The organism is Mycobacterium riyadhense (assembly GCF_963853645.1).
GTDB lineage: Bacteria > Actinomycetota > Actinomycetes > Mycobacteriales > Mycobacteriaceae > Mycobacterium > Mycobacterium riyadhense.
In genome coordinates this window covers 64,030-87,714 of the sequence record NZ_OY970457.1, presented here as the reverse complement: position 1 = coordinate 87,714, position 23,685 = coordinate 64,030, and the positions used below count along the sequence as shown (strand labels likewise).

The 23,685-nt window shown below is 76.0% G+C and carries 7 protein-coding genes and 2 pseudogenes; 4 read left to right on the top strand and 5 right to left on the bottom strand.

What is annotated here, in order from left to right:
* Nucleotides 1-78: 78 nt before the first annotated feature.
* Together AADZ78_RS27435 and AADZ78_RS27430 are read right to left on the bottom strand one after the other, a co-directional pair.
* A complete protein-coding gene (locus tag AADZ78_RS27435; protein ID WP_169726212.1) occupies nt 79-225 on the bottom strand; it encodes a hypothetical protein in 147 nt (48 codons plus the stop codon).
* Nucleotides 226-242: 17 nt separating this feature from the next.
* Nucleotides 243-461, bottom strand: a complete 219-nt coding sequence (locus tag AADZ78_RS27430; RefSeq protein ID WP_085248907.1) for a hypothetical protein — start codon at nt 459-461, stop codon at nt 243-245.
* 134 nt (nt 462-595) lie between these two features.
* Between AADZ78_RS27430 and AADZ78_RS27425 the strand changes: the two are divergent.
* Nucleotides 596-820, top strand: a pseudogene (locus AADZ78_RS27425) (arginine RICH protein); the annotation flags it as partial.
* 18 nt (nt 821-838) lie between these two features.
* Entirely contained in the window at nt 839-1,177 is a 339-nt protein-coding gene (locus tag AADZ78_RS27420) for a helix-turn-helix domain-containing protein (protein ID WP_249044856.1), read from the top strand.
* A gap of 489 nt (nt 1,178-1,666) precedes the next feature.
* Here the strand turns inward: AADZ78_RS27420 and AADZ78_RS27415 are convergent, their stop codons facing one another.
* The gene (locus AADZ78_RS27415) at nt 1,667-8,170 is read right to left on the bottom strand and encodes a PE family protein (protein WP_341343649.1); all 6,504 of its coding nucleotides are present in this window, start codon (nt 8,168-8,170) and stop codon (nt 1,667-1,669) included.
* A gap of 210 nt (nt 8,171-8,380) precedes the next feature.
* On the opposite strand from AADZ78_RS27415, the pseudogene AADZ78_RS27410 reads away from it, so the two are divergent.
* A pseudogene (locus AADZ78_RS27410) lies at nt 8,381-8,806 on the top strand (transposase); the annotation flags it as partial.
* Between the two features lie 249 nt (nt 8,807-9,055).
* Here AADZ78_RS27410 and AADZ78_RS27405 read toward each other — a convergent pair.
* Entirely contained in the window at nt 9,056-15,139 is a 6,084-nt protein-coding gene (locus tag AADZ78_RS27405) for a PE family protein (protein WP_341343667.1), read from the bottom strand.
* A gap of 552 nt (nt 15,140-15,691) precedes the next feature.
* Here AADZ78_RS27405 and AADZ78_RS27400 point away from each other — a divergent pair.
* The gene (locus tag AADZ78_RS27400) at nt 15,692-17,320 is read left to right on the top strand and encodes a transposase (RefSeq protein ID WP_085250103.1); all 1,629 of its coding nucleotides are present in this window, start codon (nt 15,692-15,694) and stop codon (nt 17,318-17,320) included.
* A 373-nt stretch (nt 17,321-17,693) separates the two neighbouring features.
* Here the strand turns inward: AADZ78_RS27400 and AADZ78_RS27395 are convergent, their stop codons facing one another.
* A complete protein-coding gene (locus AADZ78_RS27395) occupies nt 17,694-23,651 on the bottom strand; it encodes a PE family protein (protein ID WP_341343648.1) in 5,958 nt (1,985 codons plus the stop codon).
* Nucleotides 23,652-23,685 lie beyond the last annotated feature (34 nt).

Genomic DNA, 23,685 nt, shown 5'->3' with positions numbered 1-23,685 from the left:
GACTGATACGAAAATTGAGGTGACGGCGAGGTGGCGACCATCGGTGGAATTGCCGGTTGATCGTGTCGTGCTGGATTCTTATGCGGTGTCAGCGAGTGATGTGAGGGTGACGGTGTAGCCAAGAGCTTCGATCTGGTGCACAGCGTGGGCTTTGGTTTTGGCCGGTTTGCGCAGGGTGTAATAGTCGGTGCCGAGTTCGCGGTAGAACGCGCCGTTGGTGAGCATGTTCCACGCGGTGATGATCAGGGCGTGTTCGACGCCCCACCACAGGCACCAAACATCTGCTCACTAAGCCGATCGGGAATCAGATCCGCCCTACGATGTTGAACGGCACTCGGTATCGGGATCGCCGCGTCACTGTGGGTGAGGACGTGCAGTCGAGTCGTGTGCGGCGGCATGATGACCACGATCAGGATCGGACGAGGAACCCGCGCCTTGCCGGTACGCGCGTCGGTGATCATGGTGACGGTCGCAGTCAGAGGGGACCTGCTGGGGCAGAACCGATTCCGAACGATCCGACAGCAACACCAATTGGCCCCTTCCTGGCAAGGACGTGATAGACCACGCTGGTGGCTCATGCGCGCCGGAGCACCCGATGATCGTCGTCCGTACGGCCGAGGCGGCCGAGCAGGCCGTGACCGAGGCCAGCTGGTCTGCCCCCGCCGCGGATGCGGCGACACGTTGCAGCGGTGGGGATATGGACGCAGCCGGCACGTCCGCAGCCTCGGCGCGGAGGTGATCGACGTGCGGGCCCCAACGGGTGCGTTGCCGCAGACGCGAAACCACCCATGTGCTCCCGCCGGCGGCGCTACAGCCACGCCGGGCCGATACCACCGAGGTGATCGGCACTGCACTCGCCCACAAAGCCGCAGGTATCGGGCATCGGAGGATCGTCGCTGCGCTGAGCCGCTCACCGTCGACCGTGCGCCGCTGGCTACGGCGCGTCCGTGATCACCCCCATCTGACCCAGCTGTGGCAGCGCGGCGCCCAAGCACTCGTCCGCCTCAACGCCGACGCATTCAATGAGCTGCCCGGGACCGGCAAGCTACTGCGCGACCTCCTGACCATGCTGGCCGCCGCGGCCTGGTGGACCCAGCGACGGCTGGGCTTCAGCGAGCCCCTGTGGACCCTCATCGGACTGCACAGCCACGGCAGGCTTCTTTCGCCGCCGGCCTGATTCGCCCTGCGGCCCGGCTCCCGGCCGGGCCCAGGCGCCTGCCCGCCCACCTGCCTCCGTCACCGTGAACACCAACCCCGCCGCCAGTCCGTCACCGTGAACATCACTGCGTCACCGTGCACACGAACTGCCGCCGTTCGTCCTCACCGACAGTGCCGCCATCGGGTTCGTTTTGAATGCCGGGCAACACCTACGAGGCGGAACTGCGGATTAGTCAGGTGTGGAATACCACAACACGAGCCGCTTTTCACAGTCACCAACCACCACAGCAGGACACCCCGGGAATCGCTCAACGCAGCACCCGCCATCCAACAGGCCGAGGGCACGCCAAGCAGATCCCCGACGCCATAGGCGCCCAGTACCACGGTGCCCAACACCCCACATCTGCGCCACGTCGCCGATATCGCTGTGCGTCTATTCGGTCAGACCCAACAGCCCGATGCCCCATAGGCGCGTTCCCCGCTGACCAGGAATGCAGGACCTCAATGGTTACGACCCTGGCTGCCCGTCGGCGCCGGTCGCGCCGCTGCTGCCGGAGCTGCCGGCAGTGGCGCCACTACCGCCACTGCCGCCGGTACCGCCGTTGCCGCCGTTGCCGCCGCCACCGCCGCCGCCGCCGGTACCGCCGTTACCACCGTTGCCGCCGTTGCCGCCGTTACCCCCGTCGCCGCCGAAAGAATTAACGGAGGAAGCGTCGCCGCCGCCGCCGCCGTTGCCGCCCGTGCCGCCGCTACCACCGGCGCCGCCCACACCGCCGCCCGAAGCGTCGCCGCCGTTGCCGCCGGTCCCGGCGCTGCCGCCGCCGCCGCCGGTGCCGCCGTGGCCGTCGGTGCCAGCGTTACCGCCGCCTGAGGCGTTGCCGCCGTTGCCCCCGTTGCCCCCGGTGCCGCCGTTGCCGCTGCCTGAGGCGTTGCCGCCGATGCCGCCGTTGCCCCCGGTGCCGCCGTTGGATCCGCTGACAGAACCTTCACCGGCAGTGCTGCCGGTGTAGGTGGCGTTGCCACCGTTGCCACCGTTGCCACCGTTGCCACCGCTGCCGCCGCCGTTACCGGTGCCCCCGTTGCCCCCGTTGCCGGCGGTGCCACCAACGCCACTGGTGCCCCCGAGGCCGGTGGATTCCCCATCCTCGCCTGGGCCGCCGTCGCCGCCGTTGCCGCCGCCGCCACCGTGGCCGCCGGCGCCACCGCCCGTGCCGCCGTCACCGCCGTTGCCGCCGTTGCCGGCGGTGCCGCCGTTTCCTCCGGCGCCACCGGCGCCACCGCTGCTACCTCCAGTGCCGCCGAAGCCGCCGGCACCGGAGTCGCCGCCTAAGCCGCCCTGACCGCCGGTGCCGGCGCCGACACCGCCGTTGCCGCCGCTCCCGCCGTTGCCGCCGCCACCACCCTCGCCACCGGTGCCGCCGGCGCTTACGACAGAGCCGCCGCCGCCGTTGCCGCCCGTGCCGCCCCTACCACCGCCCCCACCGACACCGCCGGTGCCGCCGCCGGCACCACTAACGCCGGCCCCACCAGCGCCGCCGGCACCGCCAACGCCACCGACCGCGCCGTTGCCGCCAGCCCAACCACTGCCCAAGCCGTTGGCGCCGCTGCCGCCGTTGCCGCCGTCGCCGCCTTGGCCACCTTTGCCGCCAGTGCCCCCGTTGCCATTGGTGCCTGCGGTGCCGCCACCGCCGCTCCCGGCAGCCCCGCCGGCACCGGCGTTGCCGCCGGCGCCGCCGCTCCCGCCCTTGCCACCGGTAGTGCCGTCGCCGCCGGTACCATCGGTGATGTACAGGCCGCTCTTGCTGGTTCCGTCGCTGCCGTTGCCCCCGTTGCCGCCGTCACCGCCGCTGCCTCCGTTGCCGCCGGCGCCGCCGCTGCCTGCGGCACCGCCAGGGCTCGAGTTGCCGCCTTGGCCACCTTGGCCGCCGTTACCGCCGGCGTAGGCGATACCGCCGACGCCGCCGCCGGATGCGCCGGTCGTGCCGTTATCTCCTTGGCCGCCGTTGCCGCCGGCGCCTCCCTGGCCGCCGGTGCCCGCGATACCCACCGACCCACCGACCCCGCCGCTACCCGCAGCACCGCCCGCCCCAGCAGCCCCGCCGCCACCGCCGTTGCCGCCGTCACCGCCGACAGTGCTGGCGCCCACAGCGCTGCCGCCATTACCGCCGGTACCGCCTTGGCCTCCGTTGCCGCCGGCGCCGCCGCTGCCGTTAACGCCGCCGGTGCTCGAGTTGCCGCCTTGGCCACCTTGGCCGCCGTTACCGCCGGCGTAGGCGATACCGCCGACGCCGCCGCCGGATGCGCCGGTCGTGCCGTTATCTCCTTGGCCGCCGTTGCCGCCGGCGCCTCCCTGGCCGCCGGTGCCCGCGATACCCACCGACCCACCGACCCCGCCGCTACCCGCAGCACCGCCCGCCCCAGCAGCCCCGCCGCCACCGCCGTTGCCGCCGTCACCGCCGACAGTGCTGGCGCCCACAGCGCTGCCGCCATTACCGCCGGTACCGCCTTGGCCTCCGTTGCCGCCGGCGCCGCCGCTGCCGTTAACGCCGCCGGTGCTCGAGTTGCCGCCTTGGCCACCTTGGCCGCCGTTACCGCCGGCGTAGGCGATACCGCCGACGCCGCCGCCGGATGCGCCGGTCGTGCCGTTATCTCCTTGGCCGCCGTTGCCGCCGGCGCCTCCCTGGCCGCCGATCCCGGCGTTGCCGGCGGTACCGGTCGCCCCGGTACCGGTGCCTGCGGTTCCGCCGGCACCTGCGTCACCGCCGGTGCCGCCTTGACCGCCATCGCCACCGTTACTGCTGCTACCAGCCCCGCCGTCACCGCCTTGGCCGCCGACGCCGCCATTGCCGCCTTGGCCGCCGTTGCCGTTAACGCCGCCGGCCCCGGCGGCCCCGCCGTTACCGCCTTGGCCGCCGGCCCCGCCGGCAAACCCAGCCCCGCCTGTTGTGCCGCTAACGCCGGTGGCGCCGGTGTCCCCGTCACCGCCGGTGCCGCCTTGCCCACCGCCGCCGCCGATCCCGGCGTTGCCGGCGTTACCGGTCGCCCCGGTACCGGTGCCTGCGGTTCCGCCGGCACCCGCGTCACCGCCGGTGCCGCCTTGACCGCCATCGCCACCGTTACTGCTGCTACCAGCCCCGCCGTCACCGCCTTGGCCGCCGACGCCGCCATTGCCGCCTTGGCCGCCGTTGCCGTTAACGCCGCCGGCCCCGGCGGCCCCGCCGTTACCGCCTTGGCCGCCGTTACCGCCGTTGTAACCGGTGGCGCCGGTGGTCGCGGTGGCCCCATCGGCGCCGTTATCGCCGGTCCCGCCGTTACCACCGGTGCCACCTTGGCCGCCGGTACCGGCGTTGCCGGCGACACCCGCGCTGCCGGTGCCGTTGCCGGCGGCCCCACCATTGCCCGCGTTGCCGCCGGCCCCGCCGTTACCGCCGTCGCCGCCGTTGCTGCTGTTGCCGTTACCGCCGTTGCCGCCGTTGCCGGCGGTGGCGCCGTTGCCGCCTTGGCCGCCGTTACCGTTGACACCGCCGGCCCCGGCGGCACCACCCGCACCGCCGGCCCCGCCGTTACCGCCGTTGTAGCCGTCAAGGCCGGTGGCCGCGGTGGCCCCGGCGGCGCCGTTATCGCCGGTCCCGCCGTTACCACCGTTACCGCCTTGGCCGCCGGTGCCGGCGTTGCCGGCGACACCGGCGCTACCGGCACCGGTGCCGGCGGCCCCACCCGCACCGGCGGCCCCGCCAACCCCGCCGGCCCCACCGTCACCGCCGGCGCTGTTGGCGCCGTTACCGCCGTTGCCGCCGTTGCCGGCGGTGGCGCCGTTGCCGCCTTGGCCGCCGTTACCGTTGGTGCCGCCGGCCCCGGCGGCACCACCCGCGCCGCCGGCCCCGCCGGCCCCACCCGCGTAGCCGTCACCGCCGGTGGCTGCGCTGGCCCCATCGGCGCCGTTATCCCCGGTCCCGCCATCACCGCCAGCACCGCCTTGGCCGCCGACACCGGCGGCCCCGGCGACACCCGCGCTACCGGCACCGGTGCCGGCAGCCCCACCAGCACCGGCGGCCCCGCCGACCCCGCCGGCCCCGCCGTCACCGCCGTTGCTGTTGTCACCGTTGCCGCCGGTGCCGCCGTTGCCGGCGGCGGCGCCGTTACCGCCTTGGCCGCCGTTGCCGTTGGTGCCGCCGGCCCCGGCGGCACCGCCAGCACCGCCGGTACCGCCGGCCCCGCCCGCGTAGCCGTCACCGCCGGTGGTCGCGCTGGCCCCGTCGGCGCCGTTATCGCCGATTCCGCCATCACCACCGACCCCGCCGTCACCGCCGACACCGGCGTTCCCGGCCACACCGGCGCTGCCGGCACCGGTGCCGGCAGCCCCACCGTTACCGCCGGCCCCGCCAACCCCGCCGGTACCGCCGTTGCCGCCGTTGCTGTTGTTGCCGTTGCCGCCGGCACCGCCGTTGCCGCCGGTGGCGCCGTTACCGCCTTGGCCGCCGTTACCGTTGGTGCCGCCGGTCCCGGCGGCCCCGCCAGCACCGCCGGTACCGCCGGCGCCGCCCGCGTAGCCGTCACCGCCGGTGGCCGCGGTGGCCCCGGCCGCGCCGTTATCCCCGGTCCCGCCGTCACCACCGGCCCCGCCTTGGCCGCCGATACCGGCGTTACCGGCCACACCGGCGCTGCCGGCACCGCTGCCGGCCGTCCCACCAGCGCCGGCGGCCCCGCCGTCACCGCCGGTACCGCCGTTTCCGCCGTTGCTGTTGGCGCCGGCCCCGCCGTTACCGCCGACCCCGCCGGTGGCGCCGTTGCCGCCTTGGCCGCCGTTGCCGTTGGTGCCGCCGGCCCCGGCGGCCCCACCGGCCCCGCCGTTGCCGCCGGCCCCGCCCGCGTAGCCGTCACCGCCGGTGGCCGCGGTGGCCCCGGCCGCACCGTTATCGCCGGTCCCGCCGTCACCACCGGTGCCGCCTTGGCCACCGATACCGGCGTTGCCGGCGACACCGGCGCTACCGGCACCGCCGCCGGCCGCCCCACCAGCGCCCGCGTTGCCGCCAACCCCGCCGTCACCGCCGGTGCCGCCGTTGCTGTTGTTACCGGCCCCGCCGCCACCGCCGACCCCGCCGGCCCCGCCGTTACCGCCGGTGCCGCCGTTACCGTTGGTGCCGCCGGCCCCGGCGGCCCCACCCGCCCCGCCGGTACCGCCGGCCCCACCGTTGTAGCCGGGGGCGCCGGTGGCCGCGGCCGCGCCGGGCGCACCGTTATCCCCGGTCCCGCCGTCACCACCGGTGCCGCCGGTGCCGCCGACACCGGCGTTGCCGGTGTGGGCGCCCCAGCCGGCCCCGGCCGCCCCCCCAGCACCCGCGTTGCCGCCGGCCCCGCCGTTACCGCCGGTGCCGCCATCACTGCTGGCACCGGCCCCACCGGTCCCACCGGCACCGCCGCTGCCGCCGTTACCGGCGACACCGCCGTTACCGGCGATCCCGATCAGCGCCTTGCCCCCGGCCCCCCCGGCTCCGCCGTTACCGCCGGTACCGCCGTCCCCACCGGCGCCACCGGCGGTCGAGGTGTCGCCGCCGGCCCCGCCGGCCCCGCCGGTGCCGCCGGCCCCGCCATGGCCGCCCAGCCCGATCACTCCCGCGGCCCCGCCGGCCCCGCCGGCCCCGCCGTTGGCGCCGTCACCACCGGCCCCGCCGCTAGCCCCGGTGGTCCCGTCGTAGCCGGCCGCCCCGACACCCCCGTTACCGCCGTTACCGATCAGCAGTCCGGCATCGCCGCCGCGGCCGCCGTCACCGCCGTAACCGCCGCCCATACCACCGGCCCCCCCGGACCCGATCAAGACGGCGGCCCCGCCGGACCCGCCGGACCCGCCGACACCATCGACCCCGTTACCGGCCCCACCGGCGCCCCCGGCCCCACCCGAACCATAGAGCCACCCGCCGCGGCCGCCGCCCCCGCCGTGACCGCCGTCACCGCCGGCATTGCCGCCCCCGGCCCCACCAGCCCCACCGGCTCCGAATAATCCGGTGTTGCCGCCCAGACCACCAGCCCCGCCGGTACCCGCGGTCGCGGCGGCGGTCCCGCCGGCCCCGCCGGCCCCACCCGAGCCATACACCAGCCCGCCATCACCTGCCCCACCACCAGCACCGCCGCTGTGGCCACCCGAGCCGCCCTGCCCGCCGCCGCCACCAGCGCCGAGCACCGACGCCGACCCACCACCGCCGCCACCACCACCGGTACCGCTGAGGGGATCGCCGGCCCCGCCGGCCCCGCCGGCCCCGCCGTCACCGATGAGCCAGCCGCCGCGCCCACCGGCGGCCCCGTCCCCGCCGTGACCGCTGAGGCCGGCCCCACCGACCCCGCCAGCCCCGCCATGGCCGATCAACCCGGTCGCACCACCAGCACCGCCCATCCCGCCGGTGCCCCCCACCGCCGTCGAGCTACCCCCGGCCCCACCGGCCCCACCCGAACCCCACACCCAGCCACCGCGCCCCCCGGCCCCCCCAACCCCGCCGGCCCCCCCGGTCCCACCATTGCCGCCGTTGCCGATCAACCCCGCCGACCCGCCCGCACCCCCGGGTGTGCCCGCATCACTGCTACTACCCCCATTGCCGCCGCTACCGAACAACCAGCCGCCATCACCACCGGCCTGACCCACCGCACCACTGGCCCCGTTAGCGCCGTTGCCGACCAACGCCCGCCCCGTCACCGCCACACTCGGCGCGTTCACCGCATCCAGCAGGCTCTGCGCCGCGGAAGCCTCCGCGCCCGCATACCCCCCCGCGCTGGCGGCCAACACCGCGCTGAACTGCTCATGAAACCCCGCCACCCGCCCCGCCAACACCTGATACTGCCGCCCATGCTCAGAAAACAACCCCGCGATCGCCGCCGACACCTCATCCTGTGCCGCACTAGCCACCGCTGTCGTCGCGCTTGCCGCCGCCGCACTGGCCGCGCTGATCGTCGACCCCAACACCGACAAATCCGCCGCCGCCGCCAACACCACCTGCGGGGACACCACCACAAACGACGACATGACAACCCTCCCACCACACCGGCGCCACCGCCACCGACAACGACCCACCAACCCTACGACCCACACCCACCCCACCCAGCACAAATACAAACAACTAGCCGCGATTTTGCGTGGGGGACTGTAATTTGAACGGTGTAACTCCTGAGGAAAAAGGAGAGCACTGTGGCCGAAGTGACCGTTGATGAAGACGTCATTAGGCCGGACGTCGTGGTGGATCTGGACGAGGTGGACCAGCAGCTGGTCGGGCAGTTGGTGGATCGGGCCAGCTCGCAGGGGCTGCGGTTGACCGGGGAGGACGGCCTGCTGGGCCCAGCTCACCAAGAGGATCATCGAATCTGCGGCCGAGGGCGAGATGATTGATCATCTCGGCTACGCCAAGCACGATCCGGGCGGCCGAACGGCGGCAACTCCGGCAACGGCGCCCTCACCAAGCAGCTGCTGACCGACGTCGGGCCAGTGGAGGTCGCGATACCGCGGGAACGTGACGGCTTGTTTGAGCCGCAGATCGCGCGCAAACGCCAACGCCGGCTGTCCGGGATCGACGAGCTGGTGAACTCGTTGTCCGCCAAAGGGTTAACCCACGGCGAGATCGCCGCGCACCTGGCCGAGGTGTACGGGGCGCAGGTGTCCAAGCAACGTCATCGACAACACCGCCGACCTCCACTCAACGCGCCACTTACACATGCGACCTCGTGTCGCACCACCTGCGAAGCGCCTTCCCGTCCGAGCTTGTTGAACCGTAGAGAAGTCCAACTATTTTCTGCAGGACAGGCACTTTCGCTTATCTGCACCCCGCGACACGTAACGTTTCACGAAAAATCCGGGCTAACTGCAAGAACGGTTACCACCTACCCCACAAGGCCCGTTCGACACCAGCCACCCAGCTTAAGACCCGTGTGCGCCACTGGTGCCGGTGGTGCCGTCGCTACCTGCGTCGCCGCTGCTGCTGCCGCCTTGGCCGCCTTGGCCGCCGGTTCCACCATCGCCGCCGGCACCACCGTCACCACCGCCGCCACCGTTGCCTCCGTCACCACCGTTGCCGCCGTTCGTGCCATCGCCACCGTTGCCGCCCTGGCTCGAGACGGACGTGCCGCCGTTTCCTCCGTCACCGCCCATGCCGCCCGTACCGCCGGTGCCGCCGACGCCGCTGCCGGAGGTGTCACCGCCGTTGCCGCCTTTGCCGGGTTGGCCGCCATTGCCGCCGTTGCCACCCATGCTGAAGCTTCCGTCCTCCCCGCCATTGCCGCCATCTCCACCGTTGCCGCCGCCGCCGCCTTGGCCGCCAGCGCCGCCGCCGTCATCGCCGGTACCGCCAATCCCGCCGTTGCCGCCGCTGCCGCCTGTTCCGCCGGCACCCGCCGGCCTGCCCTCGACACCGGCGCCGCCGGTGCCGCCCTGGCCGCCGATGCCCCCGCCGCCGCCTTTTCCGCCGGTATTGCCGTTGCCGCCAGAACCGCCGTTCCCGCCGATCCCGCCGTCGCCGCCGGGGCCGGCGCTGGCGCTGCCGCTTCCGGCGCCGCCGGTGCCTCCGATTCCAGCGTTGCCGCCTTGGCCGCCGGCACCGCCATTACCGCCGTCGACACCGTCACCTCCGGTTCCGCCGCCGCCGCCCGCGCCGCTGGCACCGCCTGAGCCGCCGGCCGTGAGGAGGGGTGTCGCGGCGGTGCCGCCGTTGCCGCCGTTGCCGGCGGTTCCGCCGTTGCCGCCGTTGCCGCCGCCGGTGCCGCCGATGCCAGCACCGCCCTGGCCGCCCTTGCCGCCTTGGCCGCCTTGGCCGCCGTTGCCGCCGTTGGTGTTAGCAAGGAAGCCCCCAGCGCCGTTGCCGCCGTTGCCGCCGGTGGCGCCGTCACCACCTTGGCCGCCGGTGCCGCCGGTGCCGTTGGCGCCCGCGGCACCGCCGCTACCGGTGCCGGCCGCGCCTCCGTGCCCGGCGTTGCCGCCGTTGCCGCCGTTACCGCCGTTGCCGCCGGTGGTTCCGTCGCCGCCGGTGCCACTGCTGCCGCCGCCGTCGCCGCCGTCGGCGCCGCTGCCGCCGGCGCCACCCTTGCCCCCGGTGCCGCCGTTGCCGCCTTTGCCGCCGTTGCCGGCGGTACCGCCGTTGGCAGCTCCGCCGTTGCCGCCGTTGCCGCCGTTGCCGCCCGCGTTGCCGTCGCCGCCGTCGTCGCCGGTGCCGCTGGCGGCGTCGGCGCCGTCGATGCCTGCGGTGCCGTTACCGCCGTCTCCGCCGTTGCCGCCGGTGCCCGCAGTGCCGTTGGCGGCGCCGGCCGCCCCGCCGTCGCCGCCATCGCCACCGGTGTCGCCGTTGCCGCCGTTGCCGCCGTTGCCGCCGTCGCCGGCAGCACCGCTGCCGGACGAGGTGCCGCCGTTGCCGCCGGCTCCGCCATCCCCGCCCTTGCCGGCGACGCTGGTCTCGGTGCCGCCGGTGCCGGTGCCGCCGTTGCCGCCGGTGCCGCCTGCGCCGCCGTTGCCGGCGTTACCGCTTCCTAAGGCTGTCCCGCCGGTTCCTCCGGTTCCTCCGGTGCCGCCGACGCCGGCGGTGGTGTTGCCGTTACCGCCGGTGCCGCCGTTACCGCCGGCGCCGCCGTGACCGGCGTTACCGCCGCCTGTGGCGGTAACGCCGGCCCCGCCATCGCCGCCGTTGCCGGCAGCACCCCCCGCGGCCTGGCCGGTGCCGCCGTTGCCGCCGGCACCGCCCTTGGCGCTTGCGCCCGCGTCGCCGTCGGCCCCACCACCGCTGCCGGCGCCGCCGCTACCGCCGGTGCCGCCGACGCCGGCATCGCCACCGGTACCGCCGTCACCTGCGTTGGACTCACCACCGTTGCCGCCGTTACCGCCGGCGCTGGCCTGGCCACCCGCCCCGCCGGCCCCACCGTCGGTGCCGCCGCCACCCGCCCCGCCGACCCCACCGGCCCCGCCGTGGCCGCCGGCCCCGCCGACCTCGCCAAGGCCGGTGGCGTGACCGCCGGTGCCGCCGCTGCCCGCAGCACCGGCATTACCGCCGGCGCCGCCCTGGCCTCCGCCGGTACCACCGATACCGCTACCACCGCCACCGCCAGCACCGCCAGCACCGCCGTTGCCGCCGTTGCCGCCGTCGGAGCCGGCCAGTAAGCCATCGGCGCCGGTGCCGCCGTTACCGCCGGTGCCGCCTTTGCCGCCGGTGCCGCCGTCACCGGCGGTGCCGTTGGTGCCGGTGGTGCCGCCGCTACCGCTGCCGGCGGCCCCACCGGCACCGGCCGCGCCGCCGGTGCCGCCGTTACCGCCGTTACCGCCGGCGGTGCCGTCACCGCCGACGCCGCTGGTGGAGCTGCTGCCGTCGGTGCCGTTGCCGCCGGTGCCGCCGTTGCCGGCCTTGGCCCCGTTACCGCCGGCGCCGCCGTTGCCGGCGGTCCCGCCGTTGGCTGCCCCGCCATCGCCGCCGGTGCCGCCGGCCCCGCCGTTGAAGCCATCACCGCCGGTGGTGCCGGTGGCGCCGTCGCTGCCGGCATCGCCGGTCCCGCCGTTGCCGCCGGCCCCGCCGTTACCGCCGACACCGGCGCTGCCGGCGGTGGCGGCACCGGAGGCGGTTCCCCCGATGCCGGCGTCGCCTCCGGTGCCGCCGTGACCGCCGTCGCCGCCGGCGGTGGCGCTGCCGTCGCCGCCGTTGGCGCCCTGTCCGCCGGTGCCGCCGTTGCCGCCGCCTCCGCCGTTAGCGCCGGCGCCGACACCGGCCCCGGCGTCACCACCGCCGCCACCGGCGCCGCCTTGGCCGCCGTAGCCGCCGGTATTGCCCGCGGTGGCGGCCCCGCCCTGCCCGCCGTCGCCGCCGTTACCGCCGTGACCGCCGGCACCGTTGGTGCCGCCGGCGCCGGCGGTCCCGCCGGCCCCGCCGGCGCCACCGCCACCACCGGCGCCGCCGGTGTAGCTGTCGGGGTACCCGCTGCCCCCGTTACCGCCGTTACCGCCGGTGCCGCCAGCCCCGGCGACCCCGGAGACCCCGCCGGTGCCGCCGGTTCCGGCCGCGCCGGCGTCCCCGCCGACCCCGCCGGCACCACCAGCCCCGCCGGCCCCGGCGCCGGTGGTGTCGCCGTCGGCGGCGTTACCGGCGTTACCGCCGACCCCGCCGGCCCCGCCGTTCCCGCCGCTGCCGTTGATGCCCCCAGCAGCGCTGTTGCCGCCGGCCCCGCCGGCCCCGCCGGCCCCACCGGCCCCGCCGGTATAACCGGCGCCGCCCGGGGTGGTGTTGTCATCACCGATCCCACCCTTACCCCCGGCCCCGCCGTCACCGCCGACACCGGCGTTGCCGGCGAGACCGGCGCTACCGGTGCCGGCGCCGGCGGCCCCACCGTTACCGCCGGCCCCGCCAACCCCGCCGGCCCCACCGTCACCGCCGGCGCTGTTGGCGCCGTTACCGCCGGCACCGCCGACCCCGCCGGTGGCGCCGTTACCGCCTTGGCCGCCGTTACCGTTGGTGCCGCCGGCCCCGGCCGCCCCACCCGCCCCGCCGTTACCGCCGGCCCCACCCGCGTAGCCGTCACCGCCGGTGGCCGCGGTGGCCCCGGCCGCGCCGTTATCGCCGGTCCCGCCATCACCACCGGCCCCGCCGGTGCCGCCGACACCGGCGTTACCGGCCACACCGGCGCTGCCGGCACCGGTACCGGCCGTCCCACCGGCGCCGGCGGCCCCGCCGTCACCGCCGGTGCCGCCGGTGCCGCCGTCGCTGTTGTTGCCGGTGCCGCCGGCACCGCCGACCCCGCCGGTGGCGCCGTTGCCGCCTTGACCGCCGTTACCGTTGGTGCCGCCGGCCCCGGCGGCCCCACCGGCCCCGCCGTTACCGCCGGCCCCACCCGCGTAGCCGTCACCGCCGGTGGCCGCGGCCGCGCCGGCCGCGCCGTTATCCCCGGTCCCGCCATCACCACCAGCCCCGCCCTGGCCACCGACACCGGCGTTCCCGGCCACACCGGCGCTGCCGGCACCGCTGCCCGCGGCCCCACCGGCACCGGCGGCCCCACCGTCACCGCCGTCACCGCCGGTGCCGCCGTTGCTGTTGTTACCGGCCCCGCCGCCACCGCCGACCCCGCCGGCCCCGCCGTTACCGCCTTGACCGCCGTTGCCGTTGGTGCCGCCGGCCCCGGCGGCACCACCAGCCCCGCCGGTACCGCCGGCCCCACCGTTGTAGCCGGGGGCGCCGGTGGCCGCGGCCGCGCCGGCCGCACCGTTATCCCCGGTCCCGCCGTCACCACCGGCCCCGCCTTGGCCGCCGGTGCCGGTGGTGCCGGTGTGGGCGCCCCAGCCGGCCCCGGCCGCACCCCCAGCACCCGCGGCCCCGCCGGCCCCGCCGTTACCGCCGGTGCCGCCGGCGCTGCTGGCACCGGCCCCACCGGTCCCACCGGCACCGCCGGTGCCGCCGTTACCGGCGACACCGCCGTTACCGGCGATCCCGATCAGCGCCTTGCCCCCGGCCCCCCCGGCCCCGCCGGTACCGCCGGTACCGCCGTCGCCACCGGCGCCGCCGGCGGTCGAGGTGTCGCCGCCGGTGCCGCCGGCCCCGCCGGTGCCGCCGGCCCCGCCATGGCCGCCGAGCCCGATCACTCCCGCGGCCCCGCCGGCCCCGCCGGCCCCACCGTTGGCGCCGTCACCACCGGCCCCGCCGCTAGTCCCGGTGGTCCCGTCGTAGCCGGCCGCCCCGACACCCCCGTTACCGCCGTTACCGATCAGCAGTCCGGCATCGCCGCCGCGGCCGCCGTCACCGCCGTAACCGCCGCCCACACCACCGGCCCCCCCGGACCCGATCAAGACGGCGGCCCCGCCGGACCCGCCGGACCCGCCGACACCATCGACCCCGTTACCGGCCCCACCGGCGCCTCCGGCCCCGCCCGAACCATAGAGCCACCCGCCGCGGCCGCCGCCCCCACCGTGACCGCCGTCACCGCCGGCATTGCCGCCCCCGGCCCCACCAGCCCCACCGGCTCCGAATAATCCGGTGTTGCCGCCCAGACCACCAGCCCCGCCGGTACCCGCGGTCGCGGCGGCGGTCCCGCCGGCCCCACCGGCCCCACCCGAGCCATACACCAGCCCGCCATCACCTGCCCCACCACCAGCACCGCCGCTGTGGCCACCCGAGCCGCCCTGCCCGCCGCCGCCACCAGCGCCGAGCACCGACGCCGACCCACCACCGCCGCCACCACCACCGGTACCGCTGAGGGGATCGCCGGCCCCGCCGGCCCCGCCGGCCCCGCCGTCACCGATGAGCCAGCCGCCGCGCCCACCGGCGGCCCCGTCCCCGCCGTGACCGCTGAGGCCGGCCCCACCGACCCCGCCAGCCCCGCCATGGCCGATCAACCCGGTCGCACCACCAGCACCGCCCATCCCGCCGGTGCCCCCCACCGCCGTCGAGCTACCCCCGGCCCCACCGGTCCCACCCGAACCCCACACCCAGCCACCGCGCCCCCCGGCCCCCCCAACCCCGCCGGCCCCCCCGGTCCCACCATTGCCGCCGTTGCCGATCAACCCCGCCGACCCGCCCGCACCCCCGGGTGTGCCCGCATCACTGCTACTACCCCCATTGCCGCCGCTACCGAACAACCAGCCGCCATCACCACCGGCCTGACCCACCGCACCACTGGCCCCGTTGGCGCCGTTGCCGATCAACGCCCGCCCCGTCACCGCCACACTCGGCGCGTTCACCGCATCCAGCAGGCCTTGCGCCGCGGAAGCCTCCGCGCCCGCATACCCCCCCGCGCTGGCGGCCAACACCGCGCTGAACTGCTCATGAAACCCCGCCACCCGCCCCGCCAACACCTGATAATCGCGCCCATGCTCAGAAAACAACCCCGCGATCGCCGCCGACACCTCATCCTGTGCCGCACTGGCCACCGCTGTCGTCGCGCTTGCCGCCGCCGCACTCGCCTGGCTGATCGTCGACCCCAACACCGACAAATCCGCCGCCGCCGCCAACACCACCTGCGGAGACACCACCACAAACGACGACATGACAACCCTCCCACCAGACCGGCCACCACCCCCGGGCCGATACCGGCCCGATGACGTGCAGCCCACAGCCACCGACAACGACGAACACACCCTACGACCCCCACCACCCCAGCCCGCGCATTTCAGCGCACCCTCTGCGCGACCACCACCCCCACCCCCCGCCACGCCCAACACCTGTACAACACCACAACCCCAACCCCCACCCACAGTGACCAACCACAACCAACACCCCCACAAAACCCCCACCACCACACCCACCAACCAACATCACCCGCTACCTGGCAGTTATCCGATCGTGACTGCTTCCTTGAGTTTCGCAGTTAGGCGTATGAGGCCCGTGTGATTTTTGGGGCGATTGTGGCCGGGACCAGGACGGCACCGGTTGCTTTCACCCAGATTTGGCCCAGCTCGCTACTGGCCCAGATCTCTGCGCGCAGCGCATTGTCGAAACCCCCGAAGCGTCTGGCATCACCTAGGACGCTGCTGATTTAGTGGCCCGGGTTTCGGCGTGCCTGACCGGGTTTGGCGCGGGTGTGCCATGAGGATCGGTGGGTGGCGTTGGGATGTGAGAATCGGCAGGGCCGGTTCGATGACGCGATGCTTCTGGTGGGTGATCAGTTGCCCGAGGGCAGCATCTATCGGCTGTTGGCCGAGCACGGCGGCGCGCTGTTCGGCGATGACTATTTCGCCGACTTGTTCAAGGCCTCGACGCGGGGCCGCCCGACTGTGCCGGCGCGCGTGGTGGCCACGGTGATGCTGTTGCAGGCCTACGAGGGCTTGTCGGATCGGGAAGCGTGTGACCGGCTGGCTTTCGACTTGCGTTGGAAGGCCGCTGCCGGGTTGACAGTGGGGGCGGAGGCTTTTCACCCCACGGTGCTCGTTGGGATGCGCAACCGGCTGCGGAAGTCCGATCGGCCGCGGCGGTTGTTCGATGACGTCAATACCACCGCCCAAGCGGCCGGGTTGTTACGGGGACGGCGGCGGGTGTTGGATTCCACCCCGTTGTTTGATGCGGTGGCCACTCAGGACACGGTGATCCAGTTGCGGGCCGCGATCCGCAAAGTACTGTCCGTGGCTGACCGGGCCGATCCTGCGTTGGCGGGTGCGGTGCGGCAGGTGCTGACCCGCGACGATGACTACGCCAGCCTGGGTAAGCCGCCGTGCGACTGGGACGACCCGAAAGCCCGAGAGTCGCTGGTGGATGCGCTGGCCCGCGATGCCCAGGCGGCGTTGGAGGTGCTGGATGGCCGCGAGTTGGACGGGCCGCTCGCCGAAGCCGCCCAGCTGCTGGGGTTGGTGGCCGGCCAAGACGTCGAGGCCGGCGAGGATGGGGTGTTTCGTATCGCCCGGCGGGTGGCCCGGGATCGGCTGATCTCCACCGTCGATGTCGAGGCCCGCCACGGGCACAAGTCACGGGCCCGTACCTTCGACGGTTACAAAAGTCACCTCAGTGTGGATCCGGATGAGGAGCTGATCACCAATGTGGCCATCACCGCGGCCAACACCGCCGATCGCGAGGTCATCGACGAGCTGCTGAACGAACCCGTCGCGGGCGCACCTGCCGATGCCGAATCGGACGATGACGATGACGACGGTAGCGACTCACAGAATGGTTCGGGGTCCAAAGGGTTTGAGGTGTATGGGGATTCGGCCTACGCCGGCGGGGCTACGCTGGATGAGCAGACCCAGCGGGGTCATGACATGCGCGCCAAAGTGCCTCCGGTGCGCAACGCCAACGGCTATTCCAAAGACCAGTTCAGGATTGATCTGGCCGGCCGCACCGTCACCTGCCCGGCTGATCACACCGTGAGCATCCGCGCTGGTGTGCGTCACCCCGTGGCGCGCTTCGGTGTGCTGTGTCAGTCGTGTCCGTTGCGGGCGGAGTGCACGAAGTCCCGTCGGGGGCGCGTGATCAGCATTCACCCGCGGGAAGCCGCGCTGCAGCACGCCAAAGCGCGCCAACGAGATCCGGCCTGGCAGCAGGACTACCGGACCTATCGGCCGGTGGTGGAACGCAAGATCAGCCACTTCACCCACCGCCCCTGGGGTGGCCGAAGAGCCCGCTGCCGCGGACACAAACGCATCCTGACCGACATCCTGGCCCGAGCCGGCGCCATCAACCTCGCCCGACTGGCCGCCCTGGGCCTACACCACGGAGCCGCGGGCTGGGCGATTGCCTGACCCCACCACCGACCGACCATCCAAGGGGTCAATTTTCAGATGCCGTCACGGGTCAGAATTCGGACGCCGTCGACGCCAACCCACCAGGGGCCATTACATCAGCGGCGTCCTAGCAGCTGGTCCGCCGGATGGGTCGGACGAAGCGAACGACGCGACGTTTTGGCCTTAGCGGTCCTACGGCGGCCACGACTCTTGGGCATACCCGCAAGTCCATCACATCAGCCCGCGTCGGCCGCGTCGACTACACCCGTACGCGCCCCTGAAACTGCGAAAGTCGGGAACTCGGTAGAGCCACCAAACCGACAGCTGCCCGGCTCCGCAAACTCCGCCGGGTCGCCTTCGGCCTGGGGTATTGAGAGCGATACCTGAATAGTTACGACCCGTGTGCGCCATTGGCGCCGGTGGTGCCGTCGCTACCGGCACTGCCGCTGCTGGTGCCGGTGCCGCCTTGGCCGCCGGTGCCGCCGCCGCCGCCATCGCCGCCGCCGCCACCGCCGCCGCCGTCGCCCCCATCACCACCGGTGCCGCCGTCCGCGCCATTACCACCGTTGCCGCCCGGGTTTAAATCGGACATGCCGCCGTTGCCGCCGCCACCGCCTTGGCCTCCGTTGCCACCGTCACCGCCGACCCCGCCTCCGGTGGCGCTGCCGCCCTTGCCGGCGGCACCACCAGTACCGCCGGCACCACCGGCACCGCCGGTACCCTGTCCCTCGCTGCCGCCTAGGCCGCCGGTGCCGCCACCACCGCCGTCCCCAGCGCTGCCGCCGTTGCCGCCTCCGTTGGCGGCGCCGCCGCCGCCGCCTTGGCCGCCGCTGCCGCCGGTGCCGCCGACCCCGCCAATGCTGTCGCCGTTGCCGCCGGTGCCGCCGCTACCGCCGGTGCCGCCGGTGCCGCCGGTGCCGCCGCCGCCGCCGTCGACGCCGTTTCCTCCTTCGCCGCCGGCGCCGCCGTTGCCGCCGGCACCGCCGTTCCCACCTGCGGAAAGGACTCCACTTGGGCCGCCGTTGCCGCCGGTCCCGCCGTTGCCGGCGGTCCCGCCGTTGCCGGCGGTGCCGCCTCCGGTGCCGTTGATGCCGGCGCCGCCGTTGCCGCCGCCGCCGGCATCACCGCCGGCGCCGCCGTCGCCGCCGTTCCAGCCAGTGAGCGCACCGCCTGCGCCGTTTCCGCCGTTTCCGCCGTTGGCGCCGTTGCCGCCGGTGCCGCCGGTGCCGCCGGTGCCGTTAGCGCCGGAGCTGCCACCGCTACCGGTGCCGGCGGCACCGCCCGCGCCGGCGTTGCCGCCGGTGCCGCCGTTGCCGCCGTTGCCGCCGGTGTTGCCGTTGCCGCCGGTGCCGCCGGTGGTGCTGCTGCCGTCGGTGCCGGTGCCGCCTTTGCCGCCGGTGCCGCCTTTGCCGCCGTTGCCGCCTTTGCCGCCGTTGCCGGCGGTTCCGCCGTTGCCGGCGCCGCCGGTGCCGCCGTTGCCGCCGTTGCCGCCGGCGGTGCCGTCGGTGCCGTTGTCGCCGGTGCCGCTGGCGGCGTCGGTGCCGTTGTCGCCGGCGGCGCCGTTGCCTCCGTCGCCGCCGGTGCCGCCGGTGCCTGCAGCACCGTTGGCGCCGCCGCCGGTGGCGGTGCCGGCGGCCCCGGCGGCACCGCCGTTGCCGCCGTTGCCGCCGGGGGCTCCCGCGCTGGCGCCGTCGACGCCGGCGGCGCCGTTGCCGCCGTTGCCGCCGTTGCCGCCGTTACCGCTGCCTGTGGCGTTGCCGCCGGCCCCGCCGTTGCCGCCGTTGCCGCCGTCACCGGACAGGGCAGCAGCGGCGCCGGTGCCGCCGGTGCCGCCGTTGCCGCCGTTACCGGCGTTACCGCTGCCGGATGAGGTGCCGCCGGTGCCGCCGTTGCCGCCGGTGCCGCCGGTGCCGGCGATGTTGCCGGCACCGCCATCGCCGCCGTTACCTCCGGTGCCGCCGTCGCTGGCGTTGCCGCTGCCGGATGAGGTGGCGCCATCACCGCCATCACCGCCGTCACCGCCGTCGCCGCCCTTACCGCCTGAGGCGGTGCCGCCGTTGCCGCCGGCGCCTCCCGTGGCGCTGGTGCCCGCGTCGCCGTCGACCCCGCCGCCGTTACCGGCGCCGCCGTCCCCGCCGCTACCACCGGTGCCGCCGGTGCCGCCTTTGCCGCCATCAGCGAAGGCGCCGGCACCTGCGCCGCCGGTGCCGCCGCTACCCCCGTCGGAGCCGGCGCCGCCGGTGCCGCCGTTGCCTCCGTCGGTGCCGGCGCCGCCGGTCCCGCCGTTACCGCCTTGGCCGCCGGTGCCGCCGGTGCCGCCGGGGCCCGTGCCCAAGCCGATGCCGCCTTGGCCGCCGTTGCCGCCGGCGCCGGCGTTGCCGCCGGCCCCGCCGGTGCCGCCGCCGCTGCCGTTGATGCCGGCCCCGCCGGCCCCGCCGTGGCCGCCGGCCCCGCCGGTGCCGCCGGTGCCGCCGTCGAAGCCGGCCAGCGAACCATCGGCGCCGGTGCCGCCGGTGCCGCCGGTGCCGCCTTTGCCGCCGGTGCCGCCGTCACCGGCGGTGCCGTTGGTGCCGGTGGTGCCGCCGTTACCGCTGCCGGCGGCCCCACCGGCACCGGCCGCGCCGCCGGTGCCGCCGTTGCCGCCGTTACCGCCGGCGGTGCCGTCACCGCCGACGCCGCTGGTGGAGCTGCTGCCGTCGGTGCCGTTGCCGCCGGTGCCGCCGTTGCCGGCCTTGGCCCCGTTACCGCCGGCGCCGCCGTTGCCGGCGGTCCCGCCGTTGGCTGCCCCGCCATCGCCGCCGGTGCCGCCGGCCCCGCCGTTGAAGCCATCACCGCCGGTGGTGCCGGTGGCGCCGTCGCTGCCGGCATCGCCGGTCCCGCCGTTGCCGCCGGCCCCGCCGTTACCGCCGACACCGGCGCTGCCGGCGGTGGCCGCACCGGAGGCGGTTCCCCCGATGCCGGCGTCGCCTCCGGTGCCGCCGTGACCGCCGTCGCCGCCGGCGGTGGCGCTGCCATCGCCGCCGTTGGCGCCCTGTCCGCCGGTGCCGCCGTTGCCGCCGTTGCCGCCGTTAGCGCCGGCGCCGACACCGGCCCCGGCGTCACCACCGCCGCCACCGGCGCCGCCTTGGCCGCCGTAGCCGCCGGTATTGCCCGCGGTGGCGGCCCCGCCCTGCCCGCCGTCGCCGCCGTTACCGCCGTGACCGCCGGCACCGTTGGTGCCGCCGGCGCCGGCGGTCCCGCCGGCCCCGCCGGCCCCACCGCCACCACCGGCGCCGCCGGTGTAGCTGTCGGGGTACCCGCTGCCCCCGTTACCGCCGTTACCGCCGGTGCCGCCAGCCCCGGCGACCCCGGCGACCCCGCCGGTGCCGCCGGTTCCGGCCGCGCCGGCGTCCCCACCGACCCCGCCGGCACCACCAGCCCCGCCGGCCCCGGCGCCGGTGGTGTCGCCGTCGGCGGCGTTACCGGCGTTACCGCCGACCCCGCCGGCCCCGCCGTTCCCGCCGCTGCCGTTGATGCCCCCAGCAGCGCTGTTGCCGCCGGCCCCGCCGGCCCCGCCGGCCCCACCGGCCCCACCGGTATAACCGGCGCCGCCCGGGGTGGTGTTGTCATCACCGATCCCACCCTTACCACCGGCCCCGCCGTCACCGCCGACACCGGCGTTACCGGCGAGACCGGCGCTACCGGTGCCGGCGCCGGCGGCCCCACCGTTACCGCCGGCCCCGCCAACCCCGCCGTTACCGCCGTTACCGCCGTCGCTGTTGGCACCGGTGCCGCCGGCACCGCCGACCCCGCCGGTGGCGCCGTTACCGCCTTGGCCGCCGTTGCCGTTGGTGCCGCCGGCCCCGGCCGCCCCACCCGCCCCGCCGGTACCGCCGGCCCCACCCGCGTAGCCGTCACCGCCGGTGGCCGCGGTGGCCCCGGCCGCGCCGTTATCGCCGGTCCCGCCATCACCACCGGCCCCGCCTTGGCCGCCGACACCGGCGTTACCGGCGACACCGGCGCTGCCGGCACCGGTACCGGCCGCCCCACCAGCGCCGGCGGCCCCGCCGTCACCGCCGGTGCCGCCGTTTCCGCCGTCGCTGTTGTTGCCGGCCCCGCCGGCACCGCCGACCCCGCCGGTGGCGCCGTTACCGCCTTGACCGCCGTTACCGTTGGTGCCGCCGGCCCCGGCGGCCCCACCGGCCCCGCCGTTACCGCCGGCCCCACCCGCGTAGCCGTCACCGCCGGTGGCCGCGGCCGCGCCGGCCGCGCCGTTATCCCCGGTCCCGCCATCACCACCAGCCCCGCCCTGGCCACCGACACCGGCGTTCCCGGCCACACCCGCGCTGCCGGCACCGCTGCCCGCGGCCCCACCGGCACCGGCGGCCCCACCGTCACCGCCGTCACCGCCGGCCCCGCCGTTGCTGTTGTTACCGGCCCCGCCGCCACCGCCGACCCCGCCGGCCCCGCCGTTACCGCCTTGACCGCCGTTACCGTTGGTGCCGCCGGCCCCGGCGGCACCACCAGCCCCGCCGGTACCGCCGGCCCCACCGTTGTAGCCGGGGGCGCCGGTGGCCGCGGCCGCGCCGGCCGCACCGTTATCCCCGGTCCCGCCGTCACCACCGGCCCCGCCTTGGCCGCCGGTGCCGGTGGTGCCGGTGTGGGCGCCCCAGCCGGCCCCGGCCGCACCCCCAGCACCCGCGGCCCCGCCGGCCCCGCCGTTACCGCCGGTGCCGCCGGCGCTGCTGGCACCGGCCCCACCGGTCCCACCGGCACCGCCGCTGCCGCCGTTACCGGCGACACCGCCGTTACCGGCGATCCCGATCAGCGCCTTGCCCCCGGCCCCCCCGGCCCCGCCGGTACCGCCGGTACCGCCGTCGCCACCGGCGCCACCGGCGGTCGAGGCGTCGCCGCCGGTGCCGCCGGCACCGCCGGTGCCGCCGGCCCCGCCATGGCCGCCCAGCCCGATCACTCCCGCGGCCCCGCCGGCCCCGCCGGCCCCACCGTTGGCGCCGTCACCACCGGCCCCGCCGCTAGCCCCGGTGGTCCCGTCGTAGCCGGCCGCCCCGACACCCCCGTTACCGCCGTTACCGATCAGCAGTCCGGCATCGCCGCCGCGGCCGCCGTCACCGCCGTAACCGCCGCCCACACCACCGGCCCCCCCGGACCCGATCAAGACGGCGGCCCCGCCGGACCCGCCGGACCCGCCGACACCATCGACCCCGTTACCGGCCCCACCGGCCCCCCCGGCCCCACCCGAACCATAGAGCCACCCGCCGCGGCCGCCGCCCCCACCGTGACCGCCGTCACCGCCGGCATTGCCGCCCCCGGCCCCACCAGCCCCACCGGCTCCGAATAATCCGGTGTTGCCGCCCAGACCACCAGCCCCGCCGGTACCCGCGGTCGCGGCGGCGGTCCCGCCGGCCCCACCGGCCCCACCCGAGCCATACACCAGCCCGCCATCACCTGCCCCACCACCAGCACCGCCGCTGTGGCCACCCGAGCCGCCCTGCCCGCCGCCGCCACCAGCGCCGAGCACCGACGCCGACCCACCACCGCCGCCACCACCACCGGTACCGCTGAGGGGATCGCCGGCCCCGCCGGCCCCGCCGGCCCCGCCGTCACCGATGAGCCAGCCGCCGCGCCCACCGGCGGCCCCGTCCCCGCCGTGACCGCTGAGGCCGGCCCCACCGACCCCGCCAGCCCCGCCATGGCCGATCAACCCGGTCGCACCACCAGCACCGCCCATCCCGCCGGTGCCCCCCACCGCCGTCGAGCTACCCCCGGCCCCACCGGTCCCACCCGAACCCCACACCCAGCCACCGCGCCCCCCGGCCCCCCCAACCCCGCCGCCCCCCCCGGTCCCACCAGCCCCGCCGTTACCGATCAACCCCGCCGACCCGCCCGCACCCCCGGGTGTGCCCGCATCACTGCTACTACCCCCATTGCCGCCGCTACCGAACAACCAGCCGCCATCACCACCGGCCTGACCCACCCCACCACTGGCCCCGTTGGCGCCGTTGCCGATCAACGCCCGCCCCGTCACCGCCACACTCGAGGCGTTCACCGCATCCAGCAGGCCTTGCGCCGCGGAAGCCTCCGCGCCCGCATACCCCCCCGCGCTGGCGGCCAACACCGCGCTGAACTGCTCATGAAACCCCGCCACCCGCCCCGCCAACACCTGATAATCGCGCCCATGCTCAGAAAACAACCCCGCGATCGCCGCCGACACCTCATCCTGTGCCGCACTGGCCACCGCTGTCGTCGCGCTTGCCGCCGCCGCGCTGGCCGCGCTGATCGTCGACCCCAACACCGACAAATCCGCCGCCGCCGCCACCACCACCTGCGGGGACACCACCACAAACGACATTTGTGACACCACCAATCAACTCCAATAGCTCGGG

Coding starts and splice junctions, on each gene's coding strand:
- AADZ78_RS27395 (WP_341343648.1), bottom strand. CDS start 23,651: ATGTCGTTTGTGGTGGTGTCCCCGCAGGTGGTGGTGGCGGCGGCGGCG.
- AADZ78_RS27415 (WP_341343649.1), bottom strand. CDS start 8,170: ATGTCGTCGTTTGTGGTGGTGTCCCCGCAGGTGGTGTTGGCGGCGGCG.
- AADZ78_RS27435 (WP_169726212.1), bottom strand. CDS start 225: ATGCTCACCAACGGCGCGTTCTACCGCGAACTCGGCACCGACTATTAC.
- AADZ78_RS27405 (WP_341343667.1), bottom strand. CDS start 15,139: ATGTCGTCGTTTGTGGTGGTGTCTCCGCAGGTGGTGTTGGCGGCGGCG.
- AADZ78_RS27430 (WP_085248907.1), bottom strand. CDS start 461: ATGATCACCGACGCGCGTACCGGCAAGGCGCGGGTTCCTCGTCCGATC.